At 64.9% G+C, this 21958-nt stretch carries 21 protein-coding genes and 2 pseudogenes; 8 read left to right on the forward strand and 15 right to left on the reverse strand.

The features are described from left to right. Nucleotides 1-26 precede the first annotated feature (26 nt). The 10 genes and pseudogenes from ACFWO3_RS06580 to ACFWO3_RS06625 form a co-directional block, all read right to left on the reverse strand. Nucleotides 27-458, reverse strand: coding sequence for an SRPBCC family protein (locus ACFWO3_RS06580; RefSeq protein WP_378575145.1), 432 nt, complete (start codon nucleotides 456-458; stop codon nucleotides 27-29). Between the two features lie 53 nt (nucleotides 459-511). Continuing rightward, nucleotides 512-1681 (reverse strand): alpha/beta hydrolase family protein, encoded by a 1170-nt coding sequence (locus tag ACFWO3_RS06585; RefSeq protein ID WP_378575147.1) that lies wholly within the window; start codon nucleotides 1679-1681, stop codon nucleotides 512-514. Between the two features lie 98 nt (nucleotides 1682-1779). Beyond that, nucleotides 1780-2449, reverse strand: a pseudogene (locus ACFWO3_RS06590) (cation acetate symporter); the annotation flags it as partial. Nucleotides 2450-2566: 117 nt separating this feature from the next. Then, entirely contained in the window at nucleotides 2567-2896 is a 330-nt protein-coding gene (locus ACFWO3_RS06595) for an MmcQ/YjbR family DNA-binding protein (protein ID WP_378575895.1), read from the reverse strand. Nucleotides 2897-2937: 41 nt separating this feature from the next. Next, on the reverse strand, nucleotides 2938-4188 hold the full coding sequence (locus ACFWO3_RS06600) for a lipase family protein (protein ID WP_378575897.1): 1251 nt from the start codon (nucleotides 4186-4188) through the stop codon (nucleotides 2938-2940). Between the two features lie 32 nt (nucleotides 4189-4220). Beyond that, nucleotides 4221-5894, reverse strand: coding sequence for a Na+/H+ antiporter (locus ACFWO3_RS06605; RefSeq protein ID WP_378575150.1), 1674 nt, complete (start codon nucleotides 5892-5894; stop codon nucleotides 4221-4223). 95 nt (nucleotides 5895-5989) lie between these two features. After that, on the reverse strand, nucleotides 5990-6214 hold the full coding sequence (locus ACFWO3_RS06610) for an antitoxin (protein ID WP_378575151.1): 225 nt from the start codon (nucleotides 6212-6214) through the stop codon (nucleotides 5990-5992). A gap of 144 nt (nucleotides 6215-6358) precedes the next feature. Next, complete coding sequence (locus tag ACFWO3_RS06615) at nucleotides 6359-8833, reverse strand: HAD-IC family P-type ATPase (protein ID WP_378575153.1); 2475 nt, start codon at nucleotides 8831-8833, stop codon at nucleotides 6359-6361. Nucleotides 8834-8860: 27 nt separating this feature from the next. Then, a complete protein-coding gene (locus ACFWO3_RS06620; protein WP_378575156.1) occupies nucleotides 8861-9973 on the reverse strand; it encodes an MBL fold metallo-hydrolase in 1113 nt (370 codons plus the stop codon). A 78-nt stretch (nucleotides 9974-10051) separates the two neighbouring features. Then, nucleotides 10052-10783 (reverse strand): enoyl-CoA hydratase, encoded by a 732-nt coding sequence (locus ACFWO3_RS06625; protein WP_378575159.1) that lies wholly within the window; start codon nucleotides 10781-10783, stop codon nucleotides 10052-10054. 72 nt (nucleotides 10784-10855) lie between these two features. Here ACFWO3_RS06625 and ACFWO3_RS06630 point away from each other — a divergent pair, with 72 nt between their 5' ends. Further along, entirely contained in the window at nucleotides 10856-11968 is a 1113-nt protein-coding gene (locus ACFWO3_RS06630; RefSeq protein ID WP_378575161.1) for an NAD(P)-binding domain-containing protein, read from the forward strand. On the opposite strand, the gene ACFWO3_RS06635 is transcribed toward ACFWO3_RS06630, so the two are convergent. Then, the gene (locus ACFWO3_RS06635) at nucleotides 11943-13067 is read right to left on the reverse strand and encodes a lipase family protein (protein WP_378575163.1); all 1125 of its coding nucleotides are present in this window, start codon (nucleotides 13065-13067) and stop codon (nucleotides 11943-11945) included. The two genes, ACFWO3_RS06630 and ACFWO3_RS06635, sit on opposite strands and share 26 nt — an antisense overlap. Before the next feature lie 68 nt (nucleotides 13068-13135). On the opposite strand from ACFWO3_RS06635, the gene ACFWO3_RS06640 reads away from it, so the two are divergent. Next, nucleotides 13136-14593 (forward strand): phospholipase D-like domain-containing protein, encoded by a 1458-nt coding sequence (locus ACFWO3_RS06640; protein WP_378575165.1) that lies wholly within the window; start codon nucleotides 13136-13138, stop codon nucleotides 14591-14593. Nucleotides 14594-14614: 21 nt separating this feature from the next. Here ACFWO3_RS06640 and ACFWO3_RS06645 read toward each other — a convergent pair. After that, nucleotides 14615-14939, reverse strand: a pseudogene (locus tag ACFWO3_RS06645) (VOC family protein). A 33-nt stretch (nucleotides 14940-14972) separates the two neighbouring features. Beyond that, the gene (locus ACFWO3_RS06650; RefSeq protein ID WP_378575168.1) at nucleotides 14973-15824 is read right to left on the reverse strand and encodes an aldo/keto reductase; all 852 of its coding nucleotides are present in this window, start codon (nucleotides 15822-15824) and stop codon (nucleotides 14973-14975) included. A 71-nt stretch (nucleotides 15825-15895) separates the two neighbouring features. On the opposite strand from ACFWO3_RS06650, the gene ACFWO3_RS06655 reads away from it, so the two are divergent. Beyond that, entirely contained in the window at nucleotides 15896-16555 is a 660-nt protein-coding gene (locus ACFWO3_RS06655; protein ID WP_378575171.1) for a class I SAM-dependent methyltransferase, read from the forward strand. A 75-nt stretch (nucleotides 16556-16630) separates the two neighbouring features. After that, complete coding sequence (locus tag ACFWO3_RS06660) at nucleotides 16631-17041, forward strand: hypothetical protein (protein ID WP_378575173.1); 411 nt, start codon at nucleotides 16631-16633, stop codon at nucleotides 17039-17041. A gap of 51 nt (nucleotides 17042-17092) precedes the next feature. Here ACFWO3_RS06660 and ACFWO3_RS06665 read toward each other — a convergent pair whose 3' ends face one another. Continuing rightward, the gene (locus ACFWO3_RS06665) at nucleotides 17093-17839 is read right to left on the reverse strand and encodes a histidine kinase (protein WP_378575176.1); all 747 of its coding nucleotides are present in this window, start codon (nucleotides 17837-17839) and stop codon (nucleotides 17093-17095) included. An 85-nt stretch (nucleotides 17840-17924) separates the two neighbouring features. Here ACFWO3_RS06665 and ACFWO3_RS06670 point away from each other — a divergent pair, with 85 nt between their 5' ends. Together ACFWO3_RS06670 and ACFWO3_RS06675 are read left to right on the forward strand one after the other, a co-directional pair. Continuing rightward, on the forward strand, nucleotides 17925-19556 hold the full coding sequence (locus tag ACFWO3_RS06670; RefSeq protein WP_378575178.1) for an ABC-F family ATP-binding cassette domain-containing protein: 1632 nt from the start codon (nucleotides 17925-17927) through the stop codon (nucleotides 19554-19556). A gap of 101 nt (nucleotides 19557-19657) precedes the next feature. Next, on the forward strand, nucleotides 19658-20146 hold the full coding sequence (locus ACFWO3_RS06675; RefSeq protein ID WP_378575181.1) for an FBP domain-containing protein: 489 nt from the start codon (nucleotides 19658-19660) through the stop codon (nucleotides 20144-20146). Between the two features lie 88 nt (nucleotides 20147-20234). On the opposite strand, the gene ACFWO3_RS06680 is transcribed toward ACFWO3_RS06675, so the two are convergent. Beyond that, nucleotides 20235-21011: an LGFP repeat-containing protein gene (locus ACFWO3_RS06680; RefSeq protein WP_378575183.1), complete on the reverse strand. Its 777-nt coding sequence runs from the start codon at nucleotides 21009-21011 to the stop codon at nucleotides 20235-20237. 109 nt (nucleotides 21012-21120) lie between these two features. Between ACFWO3_RS06680 and ACFWO3_RS06685 the strand changes: the two genes are divergently transcribed. Then, a complete protein-coding gene (locus ACFWO3_RS06685) occupies nucleotides 21121-21414 on the forward strand; it encodes a helix-turn-helix transcriptional regulator (RefSeq protein ID WP_378575185.1) in 294 nt (97 codons plus the stop codon). Continuing rightward, a complete protein-coding gene (locus ACFWO3_RS06690) occupies nucleotides 21407-21946 on the forward strand; it encodes a hypothetical protein (protein ID WP_378575188.1) in 540 nt (179 codons plus the stop codon). The genes ACFWO3_RS06685 and ACFWO3_RS06690 overlap by 8 nt, the downstream gene beginning before the upstream one ends. Nucleotides 21947-21958 lie beyond the last annotated feature (12 nt).

The following is a 21958-nucleotide window of genomic DNA, read 5'->3' on the forward strand; positions in this document are numbered from 1 at the left end:
GTTGTGCTCGCTCTACCCTGCTCGAATCAGCCGTAGATCTCGACGAACGTGTTCAGAGACTTTTCGATGTCACCCTTCAACGCCTTGGCCACGCCGGATCCGATGGGCCCGAACAGCGGAGCACCGCCGAGTTCGACAGTGAACGAAACCTCCGAGCCGGCGCCCTTCGCCCGGACCGACAGGTCGAGGCCCAGTTTGACGCCACCCTTGCCGTCACCCTCGAGAACGAGACGCTTCGGGGGCTCGTACTGCTTGATGGTCCACTTGACGCGGTTACGCATGCCCTTGACGCTGACCACGGACTGCAGTGTCGTGCCGGACGACAATTCCTCCGGCACCTCGCCACGCCAACCATCGTGAACCACGAACCACTTGTCGAAGTCGGACAGGTTCGATGCCTTCTCCCAGGTCTCCTCGGGAGACAAAGGGACATCGGATTTCACGGTGAGTTTCGCCACTCGTGCAGACTATCGGTTTGTCGAGCGCGATGTGAACGATGGGTCGCGTGGTGTCATCGAACCTCGTGGACCAGCGGATATTGCGTCGCAGGATTCTCCAGGGATGGCACTTGCGCACCCTTCAAGAACCGATCGAACATGTCGGCAAGCAGGCCGTTCGTTGTGCCGAGAACCTCTCCGCGGGGAGCCGTCCCGAAGCTGAGCCCACCGGGAATCTCGAAGAACGGCAGATCGGGAACGTTCTGCGGGAGAAAGTGCTCGCCGTCGGTGAAGCTGCCGTGGCCGGTGTTCGCTACTGCGTAGACCTTGCTCCATCCCCGAGGAGTGGCGAAGTATTGATTCCAGAATCGTTCGCGTCCGTCCTGACTATCCGCATGCAGCGAGCTGATGACGCTCAGCAGCGGGCCGTCGACCCCTTCCGTCACCGCCGGGCTCGGGTCGCTTCCGTAGAACAGGGCGCCGTCCAGGTTGACCGCCGCATCCAGGCGGGGGTCGACGCGGAGCACCTCTGCGGCGGACGCCCCGCCCATCGAGTGCCCGAACATTCCGACCTTGTCGGAGTCCAGACCGCTCGCGAGGCCGTCGGGAAGTTGCCCGGACACGGCGTCCGACGTCCCGTCTGCAGAAAGGTCGTCGACCACGCCCATCACGAATCGAGCATCTGCCACCCGAGCATCGATCGCGCCCCGCAGACCGGCATCCGAGTACTCGTCCGGAATGCGCGTCGGCACCACACGTCCGTCCGGGAATCCGGTGGCGAGTGCGTCGCCCGTGTGATCGATGCTGATCACCACGTACCCGCGAGCGGCGAGGGCCTCTGCGTGGACGGTGTTGAGGAAGCGCGGAACGTTGAAGCCGGGCGAGAACAGCACCACCGGGAGTGACCGGTCACCGTTCGATGCGACGGGCGCGTTCACATGACCGTTGGTACGGAGGTCCGCGAGACCGGGGGCGCCGATGCTGTCCGCAACCGCCCGAGGAATGTAGGTGGACTGCTCGTGACCGGCGACCTCCGAGGCTGGATAGGTGATCGTCACCGGAATCTCACGGGTCGTGCCCGCCGCCCACGGGTCTGGCCGGTCGTGATCGACGAGGGTCACATCGGTGACTCCGATTGCACTGCCGGGATCCGGAACCACGGGGGCGGGTTGTGCCGTCGCCGTTCCCACTCCACCGATGGAGAGCCCGGCCGCACACAGCACAACTAGCAGATTTCGAAGCATGGTTATCCTCACCTAATACAGAACTAGGCAGGAGATTAGCAGGTCATACGCAATTCGGGGCGCACCGGAGTATCCGATGCGCCCCGAATCACAGCTCGCTAATGGGAGACGGCCTTCTCCACACCGACACCCGTCAGCGATCGCACCTCCATCTCGGCTTGCTTCGCAGGATCCTCGAGCCGGCGGCGGCCCACGTAGGTACCGACGACGCCGAGCACGAATGCCAACGGGATGGACACGATTCCGGGATTGGACAGTGGAAAGAACGCGAAGTCCACATCCGGGAACATCGAAGACGCCTTCCCCGACACGGCCGGCGAGAACACGATCAACACGAGGCAGCTGACCAGGCCGCCGTAGATGCTGAACAGAGCACCGGTCGTGCTGAAACGACGCCAGAACAGCGAGTACAGCAGCGTCGGCAGATTGGCCGAGGCCGCCACCGCGAACGCCAACGCGACGAGGAAGGCGATGTTCTGCCCCATTGCGAGGATGCCGAGAACGATCGACGCCCAACCCGATCACCACGACCGTGATTCGCGAGACCCGAACCTGCTCTTCCTCGGATGCCTTGCCGTGCTTCATGACGCTGGCATAGATGTCGTGCGCAAACGATGCCGAGGCGGTGATCGCCAGCCCTGCCACCACGGCAAGGATGGTTGCGAACGCGACGGCGGAGATGATCCCGAGGAAGATGGTTCCGAGGAAGATGGTTCCGAGGAAGATGGTTCCGCCGAGTTCGAACGCGAGCAGCGGCGCCGCCGCATTTGTGCACCGCACGCTCGTGCGGTGTGGTGAACTCGCGTCTCGTTCGCAGCCAAACGAGCGTCGCCACAGCGGTCGGCACGCACACGAGAATCAGCAGCAGAACGACAACGGTTCCGGTCACTCCGGACAATCCAATCGAGCAACCAGTCTCGCGGGAGCTACGGTTCGAAAGGCGTCGTCCACGATGTCTGCGATGTCGTCCCAGTCCAGCCGATCGTCGTCCACATCGAGATACACCCCGATCCACCCTCGGCCACCCACATAGGGCGGAACGAAGAATCGACCTGGATCACGGGCCACCCAATCCGCTTGCGCCCCGGCCGGCGCCGCCGCCCAGAACGCCACCCGATCGTCATGGTGTCGCTTCGCGTACATGGCGAACTGAGGTGCCTTGCGCACGAACCAAGCGGGTTCACCGTGACTGACACGTTCGGTCGCCTCCGGCATCGAAAGACACAGCGCCCGTAGCCGTTCGAGCAGGGAATCTGTCACGATCCATCTCCCGCCGGGCAGGTGTTCGGTGCCTGCGCGCCCGCGAAACGGTCGGCAATCCACTCCACGGCTCCCGGCACCGCCCGGGCATCGGCGTGCCCCTCACCGGTGCGGGTACGGAAGTCGATCACGTCGCCACCGGCACAGGCTTTCTCCACGGCCTGCTCCGTCCAGGACGGGAGAATCAGATTGTCGGTTTCCCCGACCATCACGAGTTGAGGTCCTGCGGCCGGCCCCTTCGGCAGTGCATCGTCCTGCAACCACTCGCGCATCTGCAGAGCATCCGCCGGGCTCCGCGGAGTCGTGTCCTCCGGCCGCAACTGTGTTGCTACGTTCCATTTCTCGGTCAGGAGCGCACCCACGCACGAAAGTACGGTGTCGGGGTTCTCGACAAGAGCGCCGCGCATGTAGGCGGTCTCGTCGATCTCGGGGTGCTGAACACGCAAGCCTTCGAGAAGATACGGCAGAAACATCTTCTGCGGCAGGGTGAGTTCTTCCTGTTCCAGGATTCCGGACAGGTCCGCTGCGGGAGACAGGTTCGCCGATCCCACGAATTCCAATCCGTCGCCATAGTCGTCGGCGTGCTCTGCGGCAGACCACGACGCCTGACCACCCTGCGAAATCCCCAACGCGGCCCATCGAGACGACGTGTCGGGGAAGATGTTTCGGGCGGCGCGCACGGCATCGATCAGGTTGTACGCCGAGGTCGTCGGCTCGAGATAGGGGTGATCCCCGGGAGTGCCGAGGCCCTCGTAGTCGGAGACCGCAACGACGTATCCGCGATCGAGGAGTTGACCCACCACACCCGTCGACCCCAGCAGGGTGGGCGATGCGGACGGGGCACACTCGTCGGTGACCCCGGTGGTGCCGTGACCGACGGTGACCACGGGCCGGCCACCCGGAGGACCGTCCCCTGCCGGCGCGAACACCGTCCCGCCCACCTCGGTACCGGAACCGTCGACCCCGGACGTGGAACGGTAGGTGATCTTCGTGGCGACAGCACCCTTTTCGGTGATCGAACTCGTGATGCCGGAAAACGGAGCCTGGTTCACCACTGCGCCTCGGTCGTCTCCGGTCGGCGCCGGTGGCAGCGCCGGTTCCGCCACCGATGTCGGCGCCGGCCGATTCCGTGTCGGCTCGGTCGCGGAGGAACACGACACAGCGGACACCGCGAGGCCTGCTGCGACGAAAAGGACACCCAACCGGGTAGGAACACGGCCATTGCGCCATGCCCTTTCGGGAGCCACCGTCCCCACCGATACGTCCTTTCGACTGCCGATCACAGTGGGCCGCGACGAAGACGTTCCTCCGCCGCCGCCTCCTCGATGTCGAGGCCTTCCAACACGCTACGCAAAACCTCGTCGTCCAGGTCGCCGGCGTCTCGTGCCGCGATCAGGGCTTTCCGCTGGGCCCCGAGAGTCGCGCGCCTGATTCCGTCGACCTCTCGCACCGCATCTCGGCGGTCCTCGAACGAGGATCCGTCCGCGACCTCACCGTCCTCGGCCTCCTGGGCACGATAGCGGGCCTGCATGGATCTGTGCACCCGTTCGACGAGAGCGCGCAACTTGGCGGATTCGTCGTCTCCGGCAATCCCGCGAGCCTCGCGATCGCGGAGGCGTTTCTCCAGATAGCCGGACAACGCATCGTCGCCCGCCTCCTGCGCTATTCGCCGCGCCGAGGCGAACTCCGTCTCCAATCGGGCCTCGTCGTCCGGGTCGGACATCTTCAGCCGCCGGATCAGGTACGGCATCGTGGCCCCCTGGAGCAGCAGCGTTCCCACCGCAACGACGAAGGCAACCACCTGAATGATGTCTCGACCGGCCAAAGGATTGCCATCGGCCGTCACGAACGGCACACCACCCGCGGCGGCCAGAGTCACGACTCCACGCATCCCGGCCCAGGACACGACGGTGCTCTCCTGCCAGTTCAGTGGGCGGTCGGGTTGCTTCGCGCGCACGACGATCACCCCGGCCCGATGACGTGCCCAGTTCAGCATCACCCACAGGGGCCGGACCGCGATCACCAGTGCCAGAACCACACAGGCGTAAGCAAAAGCATGAATCACGGTTCGTTGGGGGCCGACGACGTCGTCGAGCACGAAGCTCAATTGCAGGCCCATGTAGGCGAACACGAACATCTCGAGGATCTTCTCGGTGCTTGCCCAGACCGCACGCTCCTGGAGGCGGGTGGCGACCGAGACGTCGGTCGCCTTGTGACCGAGTAGAAAGCCGGCTGCCACGACGGCCAGAACTCCCGAGGCGTGAATCTGCTCCGCTGCCAGATACGCGGCGAAAGGCAGGGTGAACCCGAGAACCGTTTCGAGCACGGCATCTTCGAGACGGGCGCGCATCCACCGGACCACGACGGCGAGCAGAAGTCCGATGCCGACGCCGCCGATCACTTCGTACAGGAAGAACAGGATCGGCGAGCGGATCGTGAGAGTGGTGCCCGCAGCGGCGGACACTGCAACCGAGAACAAAGTGAGTGCTGTTGCGTCGTTCACCAGGCCTTCACCGGTGAGGATCGACGTCACGCGTCGGGGCAGACCCAATTTCTGGCCGACACTCACGGCGCTGACCGCGTCGGTCGGGGCGACGACTGCACCCAGCACGAGGGCCGTCGCGAACGTGAACTCGGGAATCATCCACTGGACGAGCCCGGCCACCGCGAATGCCACGACCAGCACCATCAACACGCCGAGCCGGAGGATCGGAACGAGGTGGCGCCGGAACGTCGCGACCGAGAACCGACTCGCCGCCGAGTACAGCAACGGCGGGAGGACGACCCCGAGAATGATGTCCGGATCCAACTCGAGGCGCGGCATACCCGGGATGAACGACGCAAGGCCACCGATGGTCACGAGCACGAGGGCGGGCTGCAGATTCTTTCGGCGTGCGAGGCCAGAGACAGCCACAGCTGCAATGACCACGAGCAGAATCAGGATGCCGTTCACTGTTCGATTGTGCCCCGCAACGACGAATGTCACACAGGTTCAGCTGAACTGAACCTGTGTGACATTCGTCAGGGTAGAGAGGGGTGATCAGATGATCAGCCCTGCTGCGGGGGCTGCTCGCCGCCCTGCTCGTCCTTCGGCTTGACGTAGTTCTTGGCAGCGTCCGATGCCTTGCCGATCTGGCCCTCGTACTTGCCGCCGGTCTTGTCGTTGATCGTCTGTGCAGCCTTGTCGACGGCGCCGTGCACCTTGTCCGAGTTCTGGGATGCGGCCTCCTTGCCCTTGCCGACCAGACCCTTCAACGTGTCGATGAAGCTCATCGCGAAATCTCCCTCTTCAGTGCGTTCTCGAGTGCGTACACACAACGTTCGCGGGGTGAGCACCCCACGCTTGCCTTAGTCTCACATGTTTCGAAAGGTCTGCGCCACTGATCCGATCATCCCGAGCGCATCTGCGAACACCGTTCAGTGCACTCCCGGCAAGTCATCGGGAGCGGCGAACAGGCGGCGGTGCTCGCCGTGCAAGCGGCCGGTGACCCACCATCCGATCTCGACCAACACCACCCCGATCAGGCCGCAGACCAGCGCAGACGTGGTGGCGCCGACGTTCGTCGGATCGAGTTTGAAGAATTCGCGAGTCATCGGCACCGCGAAGAGCACCAGATACCCGGCCACCGAGCCGCCCAGCAGCACCAATTTCCACCAGGTGTACGGGCGCGCCACGACCGCCAGCACCCACAACGCGATCATGATCAGCGTGATCAGTGCCGTGGTGCCCGCCTGCGTCTTCTGCACCTCGGTCTGCTCCGGACCCGCGTAGGCGAGCAGGTAGGACACGAAGGTCATCACTCCGATGATCACACCAGAGGGAATGGCCAAGCGCATCACCCTCGGCACGAATCCACTGCGCGCGCGTTCGTTGTTGGGTGCCAGCGACAGAATGAAGGCGGGTATACCGATCGTGAACCAGGCCGCGATGGTGACGTGCCGTGGCAGGAACGGATAGGGCACGGGTTCGGATCCCAACAGCTGCGACATGACGCCCGAGAGCCCGACCAGGAACGCCAACAACACCGAGTACACGGTCTTCGTGAGAAACAGGTTCGAGACGCGTTCGATGTTGCCGATCACCCGTCGCCCCTCCCCCACGACGTACGGAAGAGTGGCGAACTTGTTGTCCAACAAGACGATCTGGGCGACAGCGCGGGTTGCGGGACTCCCCGACCCCATCGACACCCCGATGTCCGCATCCTTCAGTGCGAGTACGTCGTTGACGCCGTCGCCGGTCATCGCCACCGTGTGTCCCCGGGACTGGAGGGCACCGACCATCGCACGCTTCTGGTCCGGGCGTACCCGGCCGAACGTGGTGGCGGATTCGACCTCGTCAGCCAATTCCTCACGGTCCCCGGGGAGATCGCGTGCATCCACCGGCTCGTCGCCACCGGGCAGGCCGAGCGAACCCGCGACCGCGCCGACCGACACGGCATTGTCACCCGAGATGACCTTGACGGTTACCTTCTGCTCGGCGAAGTATTCGAGAGTGCCGCGGGCGTCCGGACGTACCCGCTGCTCGAGAATCAGCAGGGCCCGGGGCGTCACGACGCCGGGCGCCGATTCGGAATCGACCGGCACGTCGCTCGATCCCAGCAGCAGCACCCGAAGTCCCGTCGCGCCGGCTCGCTCGGCGTGACGGGCCATCTCGCTGTCCGGGTCGAGTAGAATATCCGGTGCACCGAGCAACCAGTTGCCGTGATCGCCGTACGACTGTCCACTCCACTTCTTCGCCGAGGAGAACGGGGCGGTGGCGGTCGTCGCTCCCCAATCCGGTGCGTCCGGCAACGCCTCCTCGACCGCGAGGATGCTTGCATTCGGGCGCGGGTCGGAGGCGGCCAACGCGGCAAGGGCAGACTCCACGTCTGCGCGATCTTCTTCTGCACTGCAGCGAATCTCGGCCAGCCGCATCCCGTTTTCGGTGAGCGTGCCGGTCTTGTCGGCGCACACCACGTCGACGCGAGCCAGGCCCTCGATCGCCGGTAATTCCTGCACCAGGCACTGGCGCTGCCCCAGCCGAATCACCCCGACCGCGAACGCGATCGACGTCATCAGCACGAGGCCTTCCGGCACCATCGGTACGAGTGCCGCCACCATGCCGTTGAGAGCCGGACGAATCGACTCACCGCTGGAGAAGAGTTGGTTGTAGATGATGAGAAGGCCTGCCGGAATCATCAGGTAAGTGATGAACTTCAGGATCTTGTCGATCCCGCTGCGCAGTTCCGAGTGAACGAGAGAGAACTTGCTGGCCTCTTCCGCCAGCTTGGCCGCGTAGGCCTCGCCACCGACCTCGGTGGCCCGGTACGCACCGCTGCCCGAGGACACGAAACTGCCGGACAGCACCTGGTCGCCGACGTTCTTGCTCACCGGGTCGGCTTCACCGGTCAGCAGCGATTCGTCGACGTCCAGCGCCGCGCCCGCGACGACCACCCCGTCGACGACGATCTGGTCACCTGCCCCGAGTTCGATGATGTCGTCGATGACGACCTCACGGGGCGCCAGCGCTGCCGCGGCCCCGTCGCGACGGACCGAAGGTTTGCTCTGGCTGACGATGGCCAGCTTGTCGAGGGTCCGTTTGGCGCGGATCTCCTGGATGATGCCGATGCCGCTGTTCGCGAAGATCAGCAACCCGAACATGCCGTCGATGATCGATCCGGTCGCCAGCACGATGACGAGCAGAACCCCGAGGATCGCGTTGATCCGCGTGAACACGTTCGCCCGCACGATGTCTCGAACGGACCGGCTCGCCCGATCGGGCACGTCATTGGTCTGCCCCGCCGCTACCCGCTCGGCCACTTGGTCGGCGGTCAGTCCGGTGTCGATGTTCACCGCATCGGTTCCTGCACGGTCAGGGCGGGGACCGTCAACGCTCACCTCGTCGTACGCCATGAGGAGAAGGCTACGCACTCACGGTGCTCAGGCCAGTCGAACCCACCACGGCGACGGATGCGCAGGGTTGAGGCCGTCGATCCGTTGCCCCGGACGTGGGACCGCGACCGTCGTTTCTGCCTGTTCTGCTGCGGCCAGCAGACGTTCGATCGGTTCCGACCACGGGTGGAAGGCCAGATTGAACGTGGCCCAGTGGATCGGCACGAGAACTCCCAGGGTGCCGTTTCCGAGTTCGAGGTCGGCGTGCGTCTGGACCGCTTCCTCGGGATTCATGTGGATGTCTGACCAACGCTCGTCGTAGGCGCCGACAGGCAGCAGCGTCATGTCGAACGGTCCGTGGCGACGTCCCAGGTCGGCGAATCGCGGTGTGTATCCGCTGTCGCCGCCGAAGAACACTCGACGCACCGGCCCCGCGAGCACCCACGACGCCCACTGGGTGGTGTTCCGGGTGAGTCCGCGGCCGGAGAAGTGCCGGGCCTCCGTGCAGGTGAGGGTCAGACCACCGAGAGTGGTCGAATCGTCCCAGTCGAGTTCGACGATCCGGTCCTCGGGGACGCCCCAACGCCGCAGGTGGGCACCGATGCCGACGGGGACGACGAACGGCGCCTTCTGCGTCCGAACCAGTTCGTGAACGGTGGCCTTGTCCAGGTGGTCGTAATGATCGTGCGACACGACGACAGCGTCGACCGGTGGAAGATCCGCCAGCGGAGTCGGAGTCGGATGCAGGCGCGCCGGACCGATCACGGTGGACGGCGACACCCGTCGACTCCACACCGGGTCTGCGAGCACCCGGTATCCGTCGACCTCCACGAGGACGCTCGAATGCCCGTACCAGGTCACTGCGACTTCGGCCGCAACCTCGGGTGCCACCGACGGAACCAGCGGGACTCGACCAGCGGGGCGTCCGGCGGAACGACGAGTGAGCGCGTCCCGCAGCAGCCCTCCGCTCGGCGTCGGCGCATCCGACGACGGATCGGAGTTGTGGAACTTCCTGTCGCGGTAGCGCGGAGAACCGCCCGCATACGGGCTCACTTCGCCGCGACGCGCGCCGATCTGGCCGGGGATGCCCCAGGCCGCCCAGGTCAACCACCCCACGACGCCTGTCACGGCAGCAGCCGTCAGAACATTCTTCAATTTCACGGCTTCACCCTCACGCGGCCTCGTACTTGCTTCGTTTCGAACGGCACTACCGAAACACTGTAGTGAACGGCGGCACGGTCACCGACCGCGGAACACGGGGCGCCGCTTCTCCTGCCTGGCAGCGCGCGCTTCCTTGGCGTCTTCGCTCTTCCACGCGGCGTGCAGTGCAGTGATCTGTTCCGCCGTCGGCTCGTCCTGCGTGCCGTCGTCGTTGAGCGCCAATTTGAGATGCTGAAGCGACAGCGGTGCGAGCCCGGCGATGCGTTGCGCCCACTCCTGCGCCGTCGACAGATCTCCCAGCTTGTTCGCCAGTCCGCGCGCGAACGCTTCCTCCGGATGCATGTCCTCTGCGCCGAGAAGCATGGTGCGAGCCGGGCCACCGCCGACGAACAGCGCGAGGCGATGTGCGGTCCAGCGGTCGACCGAGATGCCGAGCTTCGCTGCCGGAACAGCGAACTTCGCCTCGGGTGCCACCACCCGCAGATCCGCGGCGAGCGCAAGCTGACTGCCCGCCCCGATCGCGGGCCCGTTGACCGCAGCGATCACCGGCACGGGCACCGAGTCGATGGTGTGAAGCATGTCGAGCAGGGTGTCGGTGAAGCCGTCCGCGTACACGTCACCCGAAAGATCCGCACCGGCGCAGAACGCGGGGCCCTGACCCGTCAGCACGATCGCCCTGGCGCCGTCGTCGGCCGCGGCCGTGACGGCCTCGCGCAGAGCCACACACATGTCGGTGTTCAGCGCGTTTCGTCGGTCGGATCGTTGTAGTTCGAGGGTGCACACGTCACCGTCACGGCTGGTGCCGATCATGTCCGCTCGCCTTCTGGTCGGGTGGAGAATGTTCCGGGGTGGGAGATCATGCACGTGGAGGTTATGACATTTATGAGTACCGACGTGGACATTGTCGTGATAGGTGCAGGTCAGGCCGGTTTGTCGGCCGCATACCACCTCCGCCGCTTCGTGACCGCCCGCGAGAGCGGATTCGTCGTGCTCGATCATGCTCCCGCGCCCGGTGGGGCTTGGCAGTTTCGTTGGCCGTCTCTGACCCTGAGCACGGTCAACCGGGTTCACGATCTGCCCGGACTGAGCTTCGCCGACACAGCCGGGGTCGAGGGCTCCGAAACCGAGACGGTGCTCGCTTCCGCTGCGGTTCCTCAGTACTACGCGACGTACGAGAAGAAGTTCGATCTGCCGGTCCGCCGCCCGGTACACACCCGGGTCGTGTGCGATCGCGGCGAACGGCTGCGGGTCGAAACCGATCAGGGGGTGTACGAGGCTCGCGGACTCGTCAACGCCACCGGCACCTGGGAACGGCCGTTCATCCCCTTCGTCCGAGGTGCCGATTCGTTCACCGGACGACAGCTGCACACGAAGGACTACCGGACCGCGGCCGAGTTCGACGGTGAGCACGTTCTCGTCGTCGGGGGCGGAATCTCCGCCGTCCAGCTCCTGGACGAGATTTCCCAGGTCACCCGCACCACCTGGGTCACGCGACGGGAACCGGTCTTCCGAGAGGGGCCTTTCACGTCGCAGGACGGACGCGATGCCGTCGCTCTCGTCGAGGATCGGGTACGCCGCGGACTTCCGCCGGGGAGCGTCGTCTCGGTGACCGGACTCGCTCTGACGCCGGCGATCCGCGCGGCCCGCGAGCGCGGGGTGATGAAGCGGCTACCCATGTTCGACGAGATCGTTCCGAACGGCGTCCGGTGGGCCGATGGGTCGACCCGAGACGTCGACGTCATCCTGTGGTGCACCGGCTTCCGAAGCTCGCTGGACCACTTGGCGCCCCTCCGACTTCGCGGCCCCGGTGGTGGCATCACGATGACTGGACGGCTGGCCACGCAGGTCGCCTCCGACCCGAGAATCCACCTCGTGGGCTACGGCCCTTCCGCGTCGACCATCGGCGCCAACCGCGCCGGACGGGCCGCAACCCACGAACTGCTCGAACACCTCGGAATCCGCCGACGCGCTACCCCCGGAACAGGTTCTCGATGAACGCGACCTGATCGGCTTCCGAGGTGTACAGGCTCGGCACGTGCTGGCCGGGATACATCCGGAAGTCCGGGGTCGATCCGGCGGCCCGCATGTCGCCGACGAGCTTGATCGTCATCGGGAACGGAACCACCTGATCGGCCACGCCCTGGGCGATGAACAACGGTTTGTCGAATCCCGACACGGGAACGGCGAGATAGTCACGAATCGCGGCCTGCAAATCCGGTTCGTCGAGGGACCGAGACAGCATCTGCGCCACCGAGACTCCGACGGTTCGTTTCTTGAATTCGGCGTACGGAATCTCCGGTGCAGCGTCGACGAGCGACCGGCCCAGCGGAGTGAGATAGGTGTCGATGTCCAACTCCGGGTACACGTCTCGCATCCCTGCGATCACGAATGTCATGAAGTTGGTGAGTCCCGAGAGTCCGGGCGGCGGGAAAAACGGGCCCGCAAACGGTGAAGCGGTCTCGATGTTGGACGGCACCCCGGTGGCCGCGGCACCCAGGTAGTCGAGTTCGGGCGCGTACTCGGTCGCCAGGTTCGCGGTGAACACCGCCGCATGCCCGCCTTGCGACAAGCCGACCACCGCCCAGCGCGACGACAGGGTCGGCTCGACCTCACGAGCGGCCCGAACCGAATCGATCACAGCATGCGCAGCAGTCCGGCCGTCGAGGTAGGGCGGCACGCCCGGTGTTCCGAGACCGACGTAATCCGTCGCGGCGACGGCGTACCCCCGCCCGAGCCAGTTCGCGACGTACTGCCGAGTGCGGAGGTCCTCACCCATCACCGAGGGTGCGTCGAAATCCGAGTCACCCACCGTGCCGTGGGCCCAGGCGATCACCGGCCAACCACCCTCGGGCGGCTGTCCTGGCGGAACGAACACGGCACCCGTCGAGGGTGTGGTTCCGCGCCGGTCCGTGGTCACGTAGGTCATGCGTTGAGCGGTTCCGGTTCCGTCCAACCACAGTTCTCGGGGCAGCTCGGTGGTTTCGAGGACCGTGCCGACTGCCTGGGTGGGTGTGGGGCTGGCGACAGCCGGAACCCCGGAGACGAGAACCCCCGCGGATATCACCGCTGCCACGATCGCGCTGATACGTCGCATGGATTCAACAGTAGCCGCGCGGGCGTGCCGACGTAATCTGTATCGACCGGACCAGCGGGGAGGAAGTCATGCGCGAGGTACCCAGCATTCTCGAACCGGGCATCACCTGTTGGCGAATCGAAGAAGCCGACCGCCTTTCCGTGGTGATCGACGCCGACGACTACTTCCGCCACGCGAAGGCCGCGATGCTGCGAGCACGTCGCCGGATCATGCTGATCGGTTGGGATTTCGATACCCGAATCTCGCTCGAGCCCCACGGTAAGACCCTCGATGGCCCCGACCGATTGGGCAAATTTCTCGAGTGGCTGACCAAGACCCGCCCCGAACTCGAGATCTATCTACTGAAGTGGAACATCGGCGCCTTTACCGCTCTCGGTCGCGGCATGACGCCCGTCTTCGTCTCCAATTGGATCACAAGCGATCGACTGCACCTGCAGCTGGACGGCGCCCACCCGGTGGGTGCGGCCCACCATCAGAAGATCGTCGTGATCGACGATGCACTGGCATTCTGCGGGGGCATCGACATGACGGTCGACCGGTGGGACACCTCCGATCACACCGACGGCAGCGCACACCGCGTGGAGCCGGGCGGCGAGAAGTACGGTCCGTGGCACGACGTGACCACGGCGGTGGACGGCGACGCGGCGGCCGCAGTGGGCGAGCTGGCGCGTCATCGCTGGCGGGTGGCGACAGGAACGGACCTCGCACCCGTACCCGACTCGGTCGGTTCCGATCCGTGGCCGGAGAACCTCGCTCCGACCGTGACCGGTGTGAACGTGGGCATCGCCCGCACCGCTCCCGATTACGAAGACCGCGAAGGCGTCTTCGAGATCGAATCCCTGTACCTTGCAGCTATCGCGTCGGCCGAGCGAAGCCTGTACATCGAAAGTCAGTACCTCGCGTCGAGAAAGCTTGCCGAAGCGCTCGCGAAGCGGCTACGTGAGCCCGACTCGCCTGAAGTGGTTCTGGTGATTCCCCGAAATGCCGACGGTTGGCTCGAGCAGATGGCGATGGATGGCGCCCGTCGTAAATTGCTGCACCTGCTCTGGAACGCGGACGGGCACAACCGACTCGGCATCTACTACCCGGTCACGTCCGACGGAGAACCCATCTATGTCCACGCCAAGGTCATGGTGGTCGACGACCGACTGCTGCGAGTCGGATCGTCCAACCTGAACAACAGGTCGATGGGTTTCGACACCGAATGTGACCTGGCAGTGGAGGTCGAGAGCCACACTCCGAATGCCGAACAGGTCACGGAAGCGATTCTCGGCGTGCGTCGCCGACTCGTCTCCGAACACCTGGACGTGGACGAGGACGAGTTCGAAGCCACTCTCGCAGAAACGAATTCGCTGTTGAGCACCGTCGAACGGCTACGCAGCACAGGTAAGACACTCGAGCGGTTCGAGCCGGACACCGTCGCAGACGAGGACAGTCCCCTCGCGGAGAACGAGTTGATGGATCCCGAGCGCACACCGCCCACCCTCCTCGAGCGTCTGCGCCGAAACCCTTTCCGCAGCCGGTGATTTTCGGATGAAAGGCGACGATCAGAGCGGCTGGAGACGCGCATTCGGCAGGCAGAATTCGCTCCCTCCGGGTCGGCCAGGACATGCCACCGCTCGCTACCCGTCTGACCGATAATCGGCGGGACGCGCACCGAGCCCCAGAAGACGATCCAGCTCTGCGTCCTGGTCACGGTCGGTGGCGTTGACGTCGATGTGCAGACATGACTTGCCCGGTTCCGGTGCGTCCCTGCGACTGAGGATGATCGTCGGCTGCGCGCCACCGAATCTCCCGGGGACCGATCTCCAGCGTCCCGTCACTCTCGGGGTCGTGACGCCCGAGCACGAGCTCACTGATTCGACATGCCATCGGTTACCCCAATTTCGGCCCGGTCGGCGCCGATCAGCCGAACGTGTCCGGGTCCCCACCGATCCTGCCGGCAATGTCGCTGTCGTCGAGACCACCGATGGCATTGATCTGCTCGGGCGTCAGCTCGAAATCGAAGACGTCGAAGTTCGACACTATCCGTTCCGGAGTCACGGACTTGGGAATGACGACGTTCCCGATCTGTAGGTGCCACCGAATGACGACCTGCGCGGGCGTCTTGCCGTGGGTCTTGGCGATGTCACCGATGATCTCGTTGCCGAGCGACGCCCCCTGACCCAGCGGCGCCCACGCTTCCGTCGCAATGCCCTGCCCGGTGTGGAACGCGCGCAGATCCGACTGGCTCAAGCCCGGGTGCAGCTCGACCTGATTGACGGCCGGAACCTCTCCGGTCCCCTCGATCAGCTGCTCGAGGTGCGCCTGTGTGAAGTTGGAGACGCCGATCGAACGGGTCTTGCCGTCCTTCTTCAGCTGCTGGAACGCCTTGAACGTGTCGACGAAGAGTCCCTTCTTCGCGACGGGCCAGTGGATCAGGTACAGATCGACGTAATCGAGACCCAGCCGCACGAGGCTAGCATCGAGCGCGTTCACCGTGGACTCGTAACCCTGATCGTCGTTCCAGAGTTTGGTGGTGACGAACAACTCGTGACGAGGGATGCCGGAGTCGGCGATCGCGCGACCCACGCCCGCTTCGTTGTCGTACACCTTCGCTGTGTCGATGCTGCGATAGCCGGCCTTCAGGGCGTGCGTGACCGCGTCGTAGGTGTCCTCGTCTGGTACCTGGAACACGCCGAAACCGAGCGCAGGAATCGAGTTGCCGTCGTTCAGCGTGATGGTCGGGACTGTGCTTGTTTCGCTGTTGAACGTCATGGTCACGCACAACAGCAACGATGGTGACACTGTTCCTGCCGTCTCACATTCTGATATCCCACGATCGTCACGTGGAATTCTTGTGTCGGGGCGAGAACCAGCGGGTATCCGCGCAGGACCTGCGGAAGGGGCGAGAAGTGGGGATCGGGTACGAACTTGCATACCGCCTTCGCATCACGCCGTGGGAAGAAGCCGGGAGAATCTTCGGTAACCAGATCGAACATCTCCTCGGACCCGGTGTCACGCCACCGGGAAAGGCTCTCGACGTCGGCTGCGGCGCGGGCGATCATGCCATCGAACTGGCCAGGCGCGGCTGGGAGGTCACCGGAATCGACATGGTGCAGTTGGCACTCGACCGAGCGCGCCGCAAAGCCCGCAACGCAGGGGTGGACGTCAGGTTCGTGCACTCCGACGCCACCGACCTTCACCACACCGTCGGTCACGGGTTCGAGCTCGTCCTCGATGTCGGCTGCTTTCACGGTCTGGGAGACGAGGGCCGCGCTGCGTACTCGGAGGGAATGACCGAGGTGACCGTGCGGGGCGCAACCTTGCTGATGTTCGCGTTCGGTCACGGTCACCGGGGTCCACTACCCCGCGGCGTCCGCAAACGGGATATCAGCCGCAATTTTCCCGCGTGGGATCTCGTGGCCGACCTCGACGCGGACCTGGCCGGCATGCCGGGCCCCTTACGCAGTGTGGATCCACGCTGGTTTCGTCTGGTCCGCCGCTGAGCAATTAGGCCATACGCAGCCGCAGGGGCACTGGCACTGCCGGCCTTGGCATCAGCTGCACCGGACCCGAGCCGCGTGACATTCACCGCCACCGACAACGGTGACTGCACGGCGACCTTCGAGATCGTCAACACGACGAGCTCCGACATGAACGACGTCGTCTACTGGACCGGCCCGGACCGCCCCACGGAAGCACCTGCGTTCGGGAAGGACGAGGGTTCGGAGGTCGCACTCACCTCGACGGTCGAAGATGGACAGCCCACCTGGACCGGTGACAAGAAGTACGCGCGGGGTTACGCACCGACCACCGCGACCGCGAACATCGACTTCACCAGCGTGGCAGGTGACGGCGACACGGTCGAAGTGGCCTACCGGATGACGGGACTCGAGCGGGACGACTACGACAACACCCTGAAGACTGTGACCGTCACCGGCTGCGCCGCACCTACCTCGAACGGCAGCCTCGGCAGCATCTTCGGTAGCTAGCTCTCGGCGAAGCCCGCGATGCCCCGATCCCGGACCGGGGCATCGCGGGCTTCACGAGGTCGTCAGAGCCGTGATCTCCGAGTGAGTTTCGTCGCCCGCGTCCGGGGCTTCGTTCGGAGAGCGAGTCTCGGCCACCAGCGGCCGCACTCCTTCGAGCGCCCTTGCACCGGACACTTCGATTCGGCCGAGTGCGTCCCGGGTGGTCGACTCCTTCGTCAGCCGCGACGCGGCCCGCGCCAGGATGACGACACCCATCATCTCGCGGACGACCACATCGTGAAGATCACGCGCCATGGCGTCACGTTCACGGTCCGCAACCGCTCGCCACTCCTGTGCGGACACCGCCAGAACGTGAGCGCGAATCAAGAGCCCGATTGCTACCGCGGTGACCGTTGCCGTGGCCGAGGCGAACACGAAGACCGCCGTGTCGGCCGTGCCGATCGTGACGGGTACTGCGATGGCGGCTGCCGCGACCAGGCCGGTGAGCCCGAAGGCTTGCACTCGGTGCGAACGGGCGGCACACATCCCAGCCAGGACGATCAACGACCAGCATTCTGCCCACGAGAACGTTCGGGATCCGCTGATCACGGCGAGTGCACTGGCGGCCACGCACAGGCCGACAGCCAGCAACACCTCACCGCCCGGCGCCGCACGGAACACGCGATACGCAACCCACATCACCGCAACCGATGTTGCGCTCATCGCTGTGAACAGGCTGAACCGGCCCATCGACACCCCATCGACGAGTATCGAGAGCACCCAGGGCACCACCACGGTGCCGGTCAGCAGACGCTTCACCCCTGACAGGGTAGGGGTGAAGCACGAAAGTGAGAAGATCCCGCACGCACACCTCGTTCTCGGCAGGTAGGAGGACAACCACGCCATGACTGCAACACTGCGCATCAGCGGGCTGTCGGCGGCGCGTGGTGAACGCACCCTGTTCTCCGACCTGAACCTCACCCTGACCTCGGGGGACGTGATAGGTCTCGTCGGTGCGAACGGTGCCGGAAAGTCGACCCTCCTGACCTCGCTCGCGGGCGTGGGCACCGCCGAGGTGGAGGGGTCGGTCACACTCACCCCGGCCGACGCTGCGATCGGCTACCTCGCCCAGGAACCCGACCGAAGAGGCGGGGAAACCCTTCTCGGTTTTCTCGGTCGACGCACCGGTGTCGACGCCGCCGAAACTGTGATGAACCAGGCGGCAGAAAATCTTGCCGACTCGGACGAGGATCTCTACTCCCCCGCCCTCGAGAGATGGCTTGCACTGGGCGGGGCAGATCTCCCCGAGCGCGCGGAGAAGGTCGTCGCACACCTCGGGCTGGGCGTGGCCATGGACGCACCCATGACCTCGTTGTCCGGAGGGCAGGCGGCACGAGCCGGTCTCGCGTCGCTCGTTCTGTCGCGCTACGACGTGCTGCTGCTGGACGAACCGACCAACGACCTCGACCTGGTCGGCCTCGAGCAGCTGGAGCGTTTCGTCGGCGAGACCGATGCGGCGCTCGTGGTGGTCAGCCACGATCGAGAGTTCTTGGCCCGCACAGTGACCGGGATCGTGGAGCTCGACATCGCACAGCAGCGGATCGCGGTGTACGACGGCGGCTACGAGGCGTATCTCACGGAGCGAGCAGTCGCCCGCAGACATGCTCGCGAATCGTACGAAGAGTACGCCGACACTCGGTCCGAGCTCGAGAGCCGAGCGAGAATGCAACGGAACTGGATGGAACACGGCGTCCGCAATGCTCGGCGCAAGAGCAAGGACAACGACAAGATCGGCAAAGCACTCCGAACCGAGTCGACGGAGAAACAGGCGGCCAAGGCTCGCCAGACCCAACGCAGAATCGAGCGTCTCGAGGTCGTGGAGGAACCACGCAAGGAGTGGGAGTTGCGAATGGAGATCGCAACGGCACCACGAAGCGGCAGCGTCGTCGCCACCCTGACCGGTGCCGTGTTGCGCCGCGCCGGCTTCACCTTGGGGCCGGTGTACACACAGGTCGATTGGGGCGACCGAATTCTCGTGACCGGAGCGAACGGCTCCGGTAAGACGACTCTGCTTTCGCTGTTGACGGGCAAGGTCGACCCGGACGAAGGCACCGCCCGACTCGGTTCGGGTGTTCTCATCGGCGAGGTCGACCAGGCTCGTTCGTTGTTCGAGGCCGACGAACCTGTAGCGGATTCGTTCGGTGCGCTGGTCCCCGAGTGGCCGGACGCGGACGTTCGAACACTGCTCGCGAAATTCGGGTTGGTGGGCCACCACGTGTTACGCAATGCGTCGTCCCTCTCCCCCGGCGAACGGACGCGTGTGGCCCTGGCCTCACTCCAGGCACGCGGCGTGAACCTCCTCGTACTCGACGAACCCACGAATCACCTGGACCTGCCGGCCATCGAGCAACTCGAGCAGGCCGTCGAGAACTTCGGGGGCACGGTCCTGCTCGTCACCCACGACCGTCGCATGTTGTCGACAACGCGTAGCAATCGCCGATGGCGAATGAGCGACGGCCGCCTGATCGAGGACTGACCACCCGAAAATCCGTTGCCGATGCTAAGTGTCGCGCCGTAGCGTCAGCCACATCGCCGAGATCCGGCGTGCCGTGATCGAAAATCGCAAGGAGCGAGACCGTGGACCCCATTACCGAGCGCGAGATCAGGTCGTCGTTCGTGAACTGCTCGAAGGGTGACGCCAAGCGCCTCCCAACGCCGACGAACCTCGACGAGAGACCGTGGGACGACCTCGACTTTCTGGGCTGGAGCGATCCGTCGTTCCCCGGAAGGACGTACCTCGTCGTGCCCCACGAAGATCGACTCGTCGGGGTTGCCATGCGGCACGAGATCGGCGGCCGTCGCAAGAGCCAGATGTGCACGATCTGCCTGACCACCCACCCGAGCGGCGGCGTGTCACTCATGGTTGCGCGCAAGACCGGCGACTCCGGCCGGCGAGGAAACACCGTGGGCACGTACATGTGTGAGGATCTCGCCTGCCCGCTGTACGCACGCCGCAAGAAGACCCCCGCCCTGGGACGGCAGTTCCGCGACGACACACCCCTGGAGGACCGGGTCGAGAAAGTGCGCACCAACATCGACGCCTTCATCTCGCGTCTGTACAGCTGACCGAATCCACACACTTCGACCGACGCAGGACCGAGCCCCGAGTCCGCTTTGCTACCAACGGAACTCGGAGCTCGATTCGTCCGTGACCTCAGTTCGCCCGAGCTACCCCCAGGCCAGGACGCCATTCGAGCGCTCCGTGCTGGAAGTTCTGACCCCAGCCGCCGGGAATCTGGTACTCGTTACCGACCGGGAAGCCGAACTCCCCACCTTCCGCTCCGCCGGCAACCCACGCCTGACGGATCTCACCCCAGACGGTGAAGGCGCTGGTTCCGGTATCGGGGTGCCAGTAGATATCCGAATTGCCCAGGAAGTGGTTCAAGCGCCCCCTACCGTCCGACGCGTCGATCTCGTCCGTGGTCGGATAACTGTGGGGACCGCCTTCCCACCCGGTTCGTGCCCACTCGGCACCGATCGCACCGCCGATCTGGTGCGCACCACTTGCCGGCGACCAGTAGATCGACGAGTCGCTCGTGAACGACGTTCGCTTTCCGACACCGTCCGGATTGATCAGCTCGTTCGACGTGGGAAGTCCGAGAGCGCCTGTGGGACCACCCAATTCGTTGTACGTGTTCAGGATCTCACCGCACACCATGTACCAGCTGCCACGTTCGGGGTTCCAGTAGTCGGCACACCCGGGCAGCGCCATTGCCTGCGCATCGTTCTCGGTCTGCTTACGCGGCTGCTGGACGTTCGCGTTGGGTCCGTCGGAATCCGGCCTGGGCGGCATGGATTCACTCGGTGCTGCGGCGGGGCCATCACTTCCGGAGCCACTGGGCTGGGCAAACACCACCTCACCGCCGATTGCAACCATGGATGCCGCGGCTACACCGACCGTGGCCATTCTCAGAGTCTTCGATGCCAGCATGAGCTTCCCTTTCGTGGTCGTCGAAGGTGCAACCCCCGTCGCCGAAAGTTTCCCACGCTCGCGATAGAACTACTTGACAAGTTGTTTGGTTTTTACAACACTCTGTTGCATGAGTCCGGTCAAACGTGGGGAATCGCTCCCCATCTTCAATCGCATCGGCGTGCTGCGCGCCGAACGCGGAATGAGCCGGGCGCAATTGGCGAGTTTCGTCGCGATCAACCCTCAGACAGTCGGCGCACTCGAGCGTGGGGACCACTACCCCAGCCTCGACCTGGCATTCCGCATCTGCCATGTATTCGACCTGCCCGTAGAAGCGGTGTTCTCCCGAAACGAGTTCGGGCCGCTCTCGACCGAGGTCTATCGCAAACACGAGAACAACGAGGGAGCTGGAACCGATGCCTGACAATTCCGTCCTGGATCGTTACCAGGCGTACCGCGCGCGGCGCTTCCTTCACCGCGAGAATCAGCATCGTGACTGGTTGCCGAGCTGGCGAACACGCCACCGCCGCCGAATTCTCGTGGTCGGTCTTGCCGTCACGTTCACGTTCATGATCGCCGTCGGCATCGTCTGTCACTTCGACATGGTCGTCGGTCCACTGCTGTGGCTACCGGCCATGCTCGTCTTCTTTCCGCTCTGGACGATCCTTCAGATCGTCTCCGGCCGGCGGGGCGACGCCCCGCGCGACGTGCTCGACGAGTGGGAGCTACAACAACGCGACAGCGCGAGATCCATCGGTCTGACCGTCACGCAAACGCTCTCCCTGGTCCCCGCCTTCTACCTGATCATCGCCGGCTCGGCCGGGGCCGAAAGCGCCAACTACCCATACGCCGGAGGACTTCTCGTTCTCACCACGATTCTCATCGGCGGGTGCACCCCGGCGATGATCCTCGGATGGACCGGGCCGGACCCGGAACCGGACGATCACGCGGCCTGACAACCTCATCGA

Origin of the sequence: Rhodococcus sp. NPDC058521, assembly GCF_042719695.1 — a bacterium.
GTDB lineage: Bacteria > Actinomycetota > Actinomycetes > Mycobacteriales > Mycobacteriaceae > Rhodococcus_F.

Coding starts and splice junctions, on each gene's coding strand:
- ACFWO3_RS06585 (WP_378575147.1), bottom strand. CDS start 1,681: ATGCTTCGAAATCTGCTAGTTGTGCTGTGTGCGGCCGGGCTCTCCATC.
- ACFWO3_RS06595 (WP_378575895.1), bottom strand. CDS start 2,896: ATGCCGGAGGCGACCGAACGTGTCAGTCACGGTGAACCCGCTTGGTTC.
- ACFWO3_RS06610 (WP_378575151.1), bottom strand. CDS start 6,214: ATGAGCTTCATCGACACGTTGAAGGGTCTGGTCGGCAAGGGCAAGGAG.
- ACFWO3_RS06615 (WP_378575153.1), bottom strand. CDS start 8,833: ATGGCGTACGACGAGGTGAGCGTTGACGGTCCCCGCCCTGACCGTGCA.
- ACFWO3_RS06625 (WP_378575159.1), bottom strand. CDS start 10,783: ATGATCGGCACCAGCCGTGACGGTGACGTGTGCACCCTCGAACTACAA.
- ACFWO3_RS06630 (WP_378575161.1), top strand. CDS start 10,856: ATGAGTACCGACGTGGACATTGTCGTGATAGGTGCAGGTCAGGCCGGT.
- ACFWO3_RS06635 (WP_378575163.1), bottom strand. CDS start 13,067: ATGCGACGTATCAGCGCGATCGTGGCAGCGGTGATATCCGCGGGGGTT.
- ACFWO3_RS06640 (WP_378575165.1), top strand. CDS start 13,136: ATGCGCGAGGTACCCAGCATTCTCGAACCGGGCATCACCTGTTGGCGA.
- ACFWO3_RS06650 (WP_378575168.1), bottom strand. CDS start 15,824: ATGACGTTCAACAGCGAAACAAGCACAGTCCCGACCATCACGCTGAAC.
- ACFWO3_RS06670 (WP_378575178.1), top strand. CDS start 17,925: ATGACTGCAACACTGCGCATCAGCGGGCTGTCGGCGGCGCGTGGTGAA.
- ACFWO3_RS06680 (WP_378575183.1), bottom strand. CDS start 21,011: ATGCTGGCATCGAAGACTCTGAGAATGGCCACGGTCGGTGTAGCCGCG.
- ACFWO3_RS06685 (WP_378575185.1), top strand. CDS start 21,121: ATGAGTCCGGTCAAACGTGGGGAATCGCTCCCCATCTTCAATCGCATC.
- ACFWO3_RS06690 (WP_378575188.1), top strand. CDS start 21,407: ATGCCTGACAATTCCGTCCTGGATCGTTACCAGGCGTACCGCGCGCGG.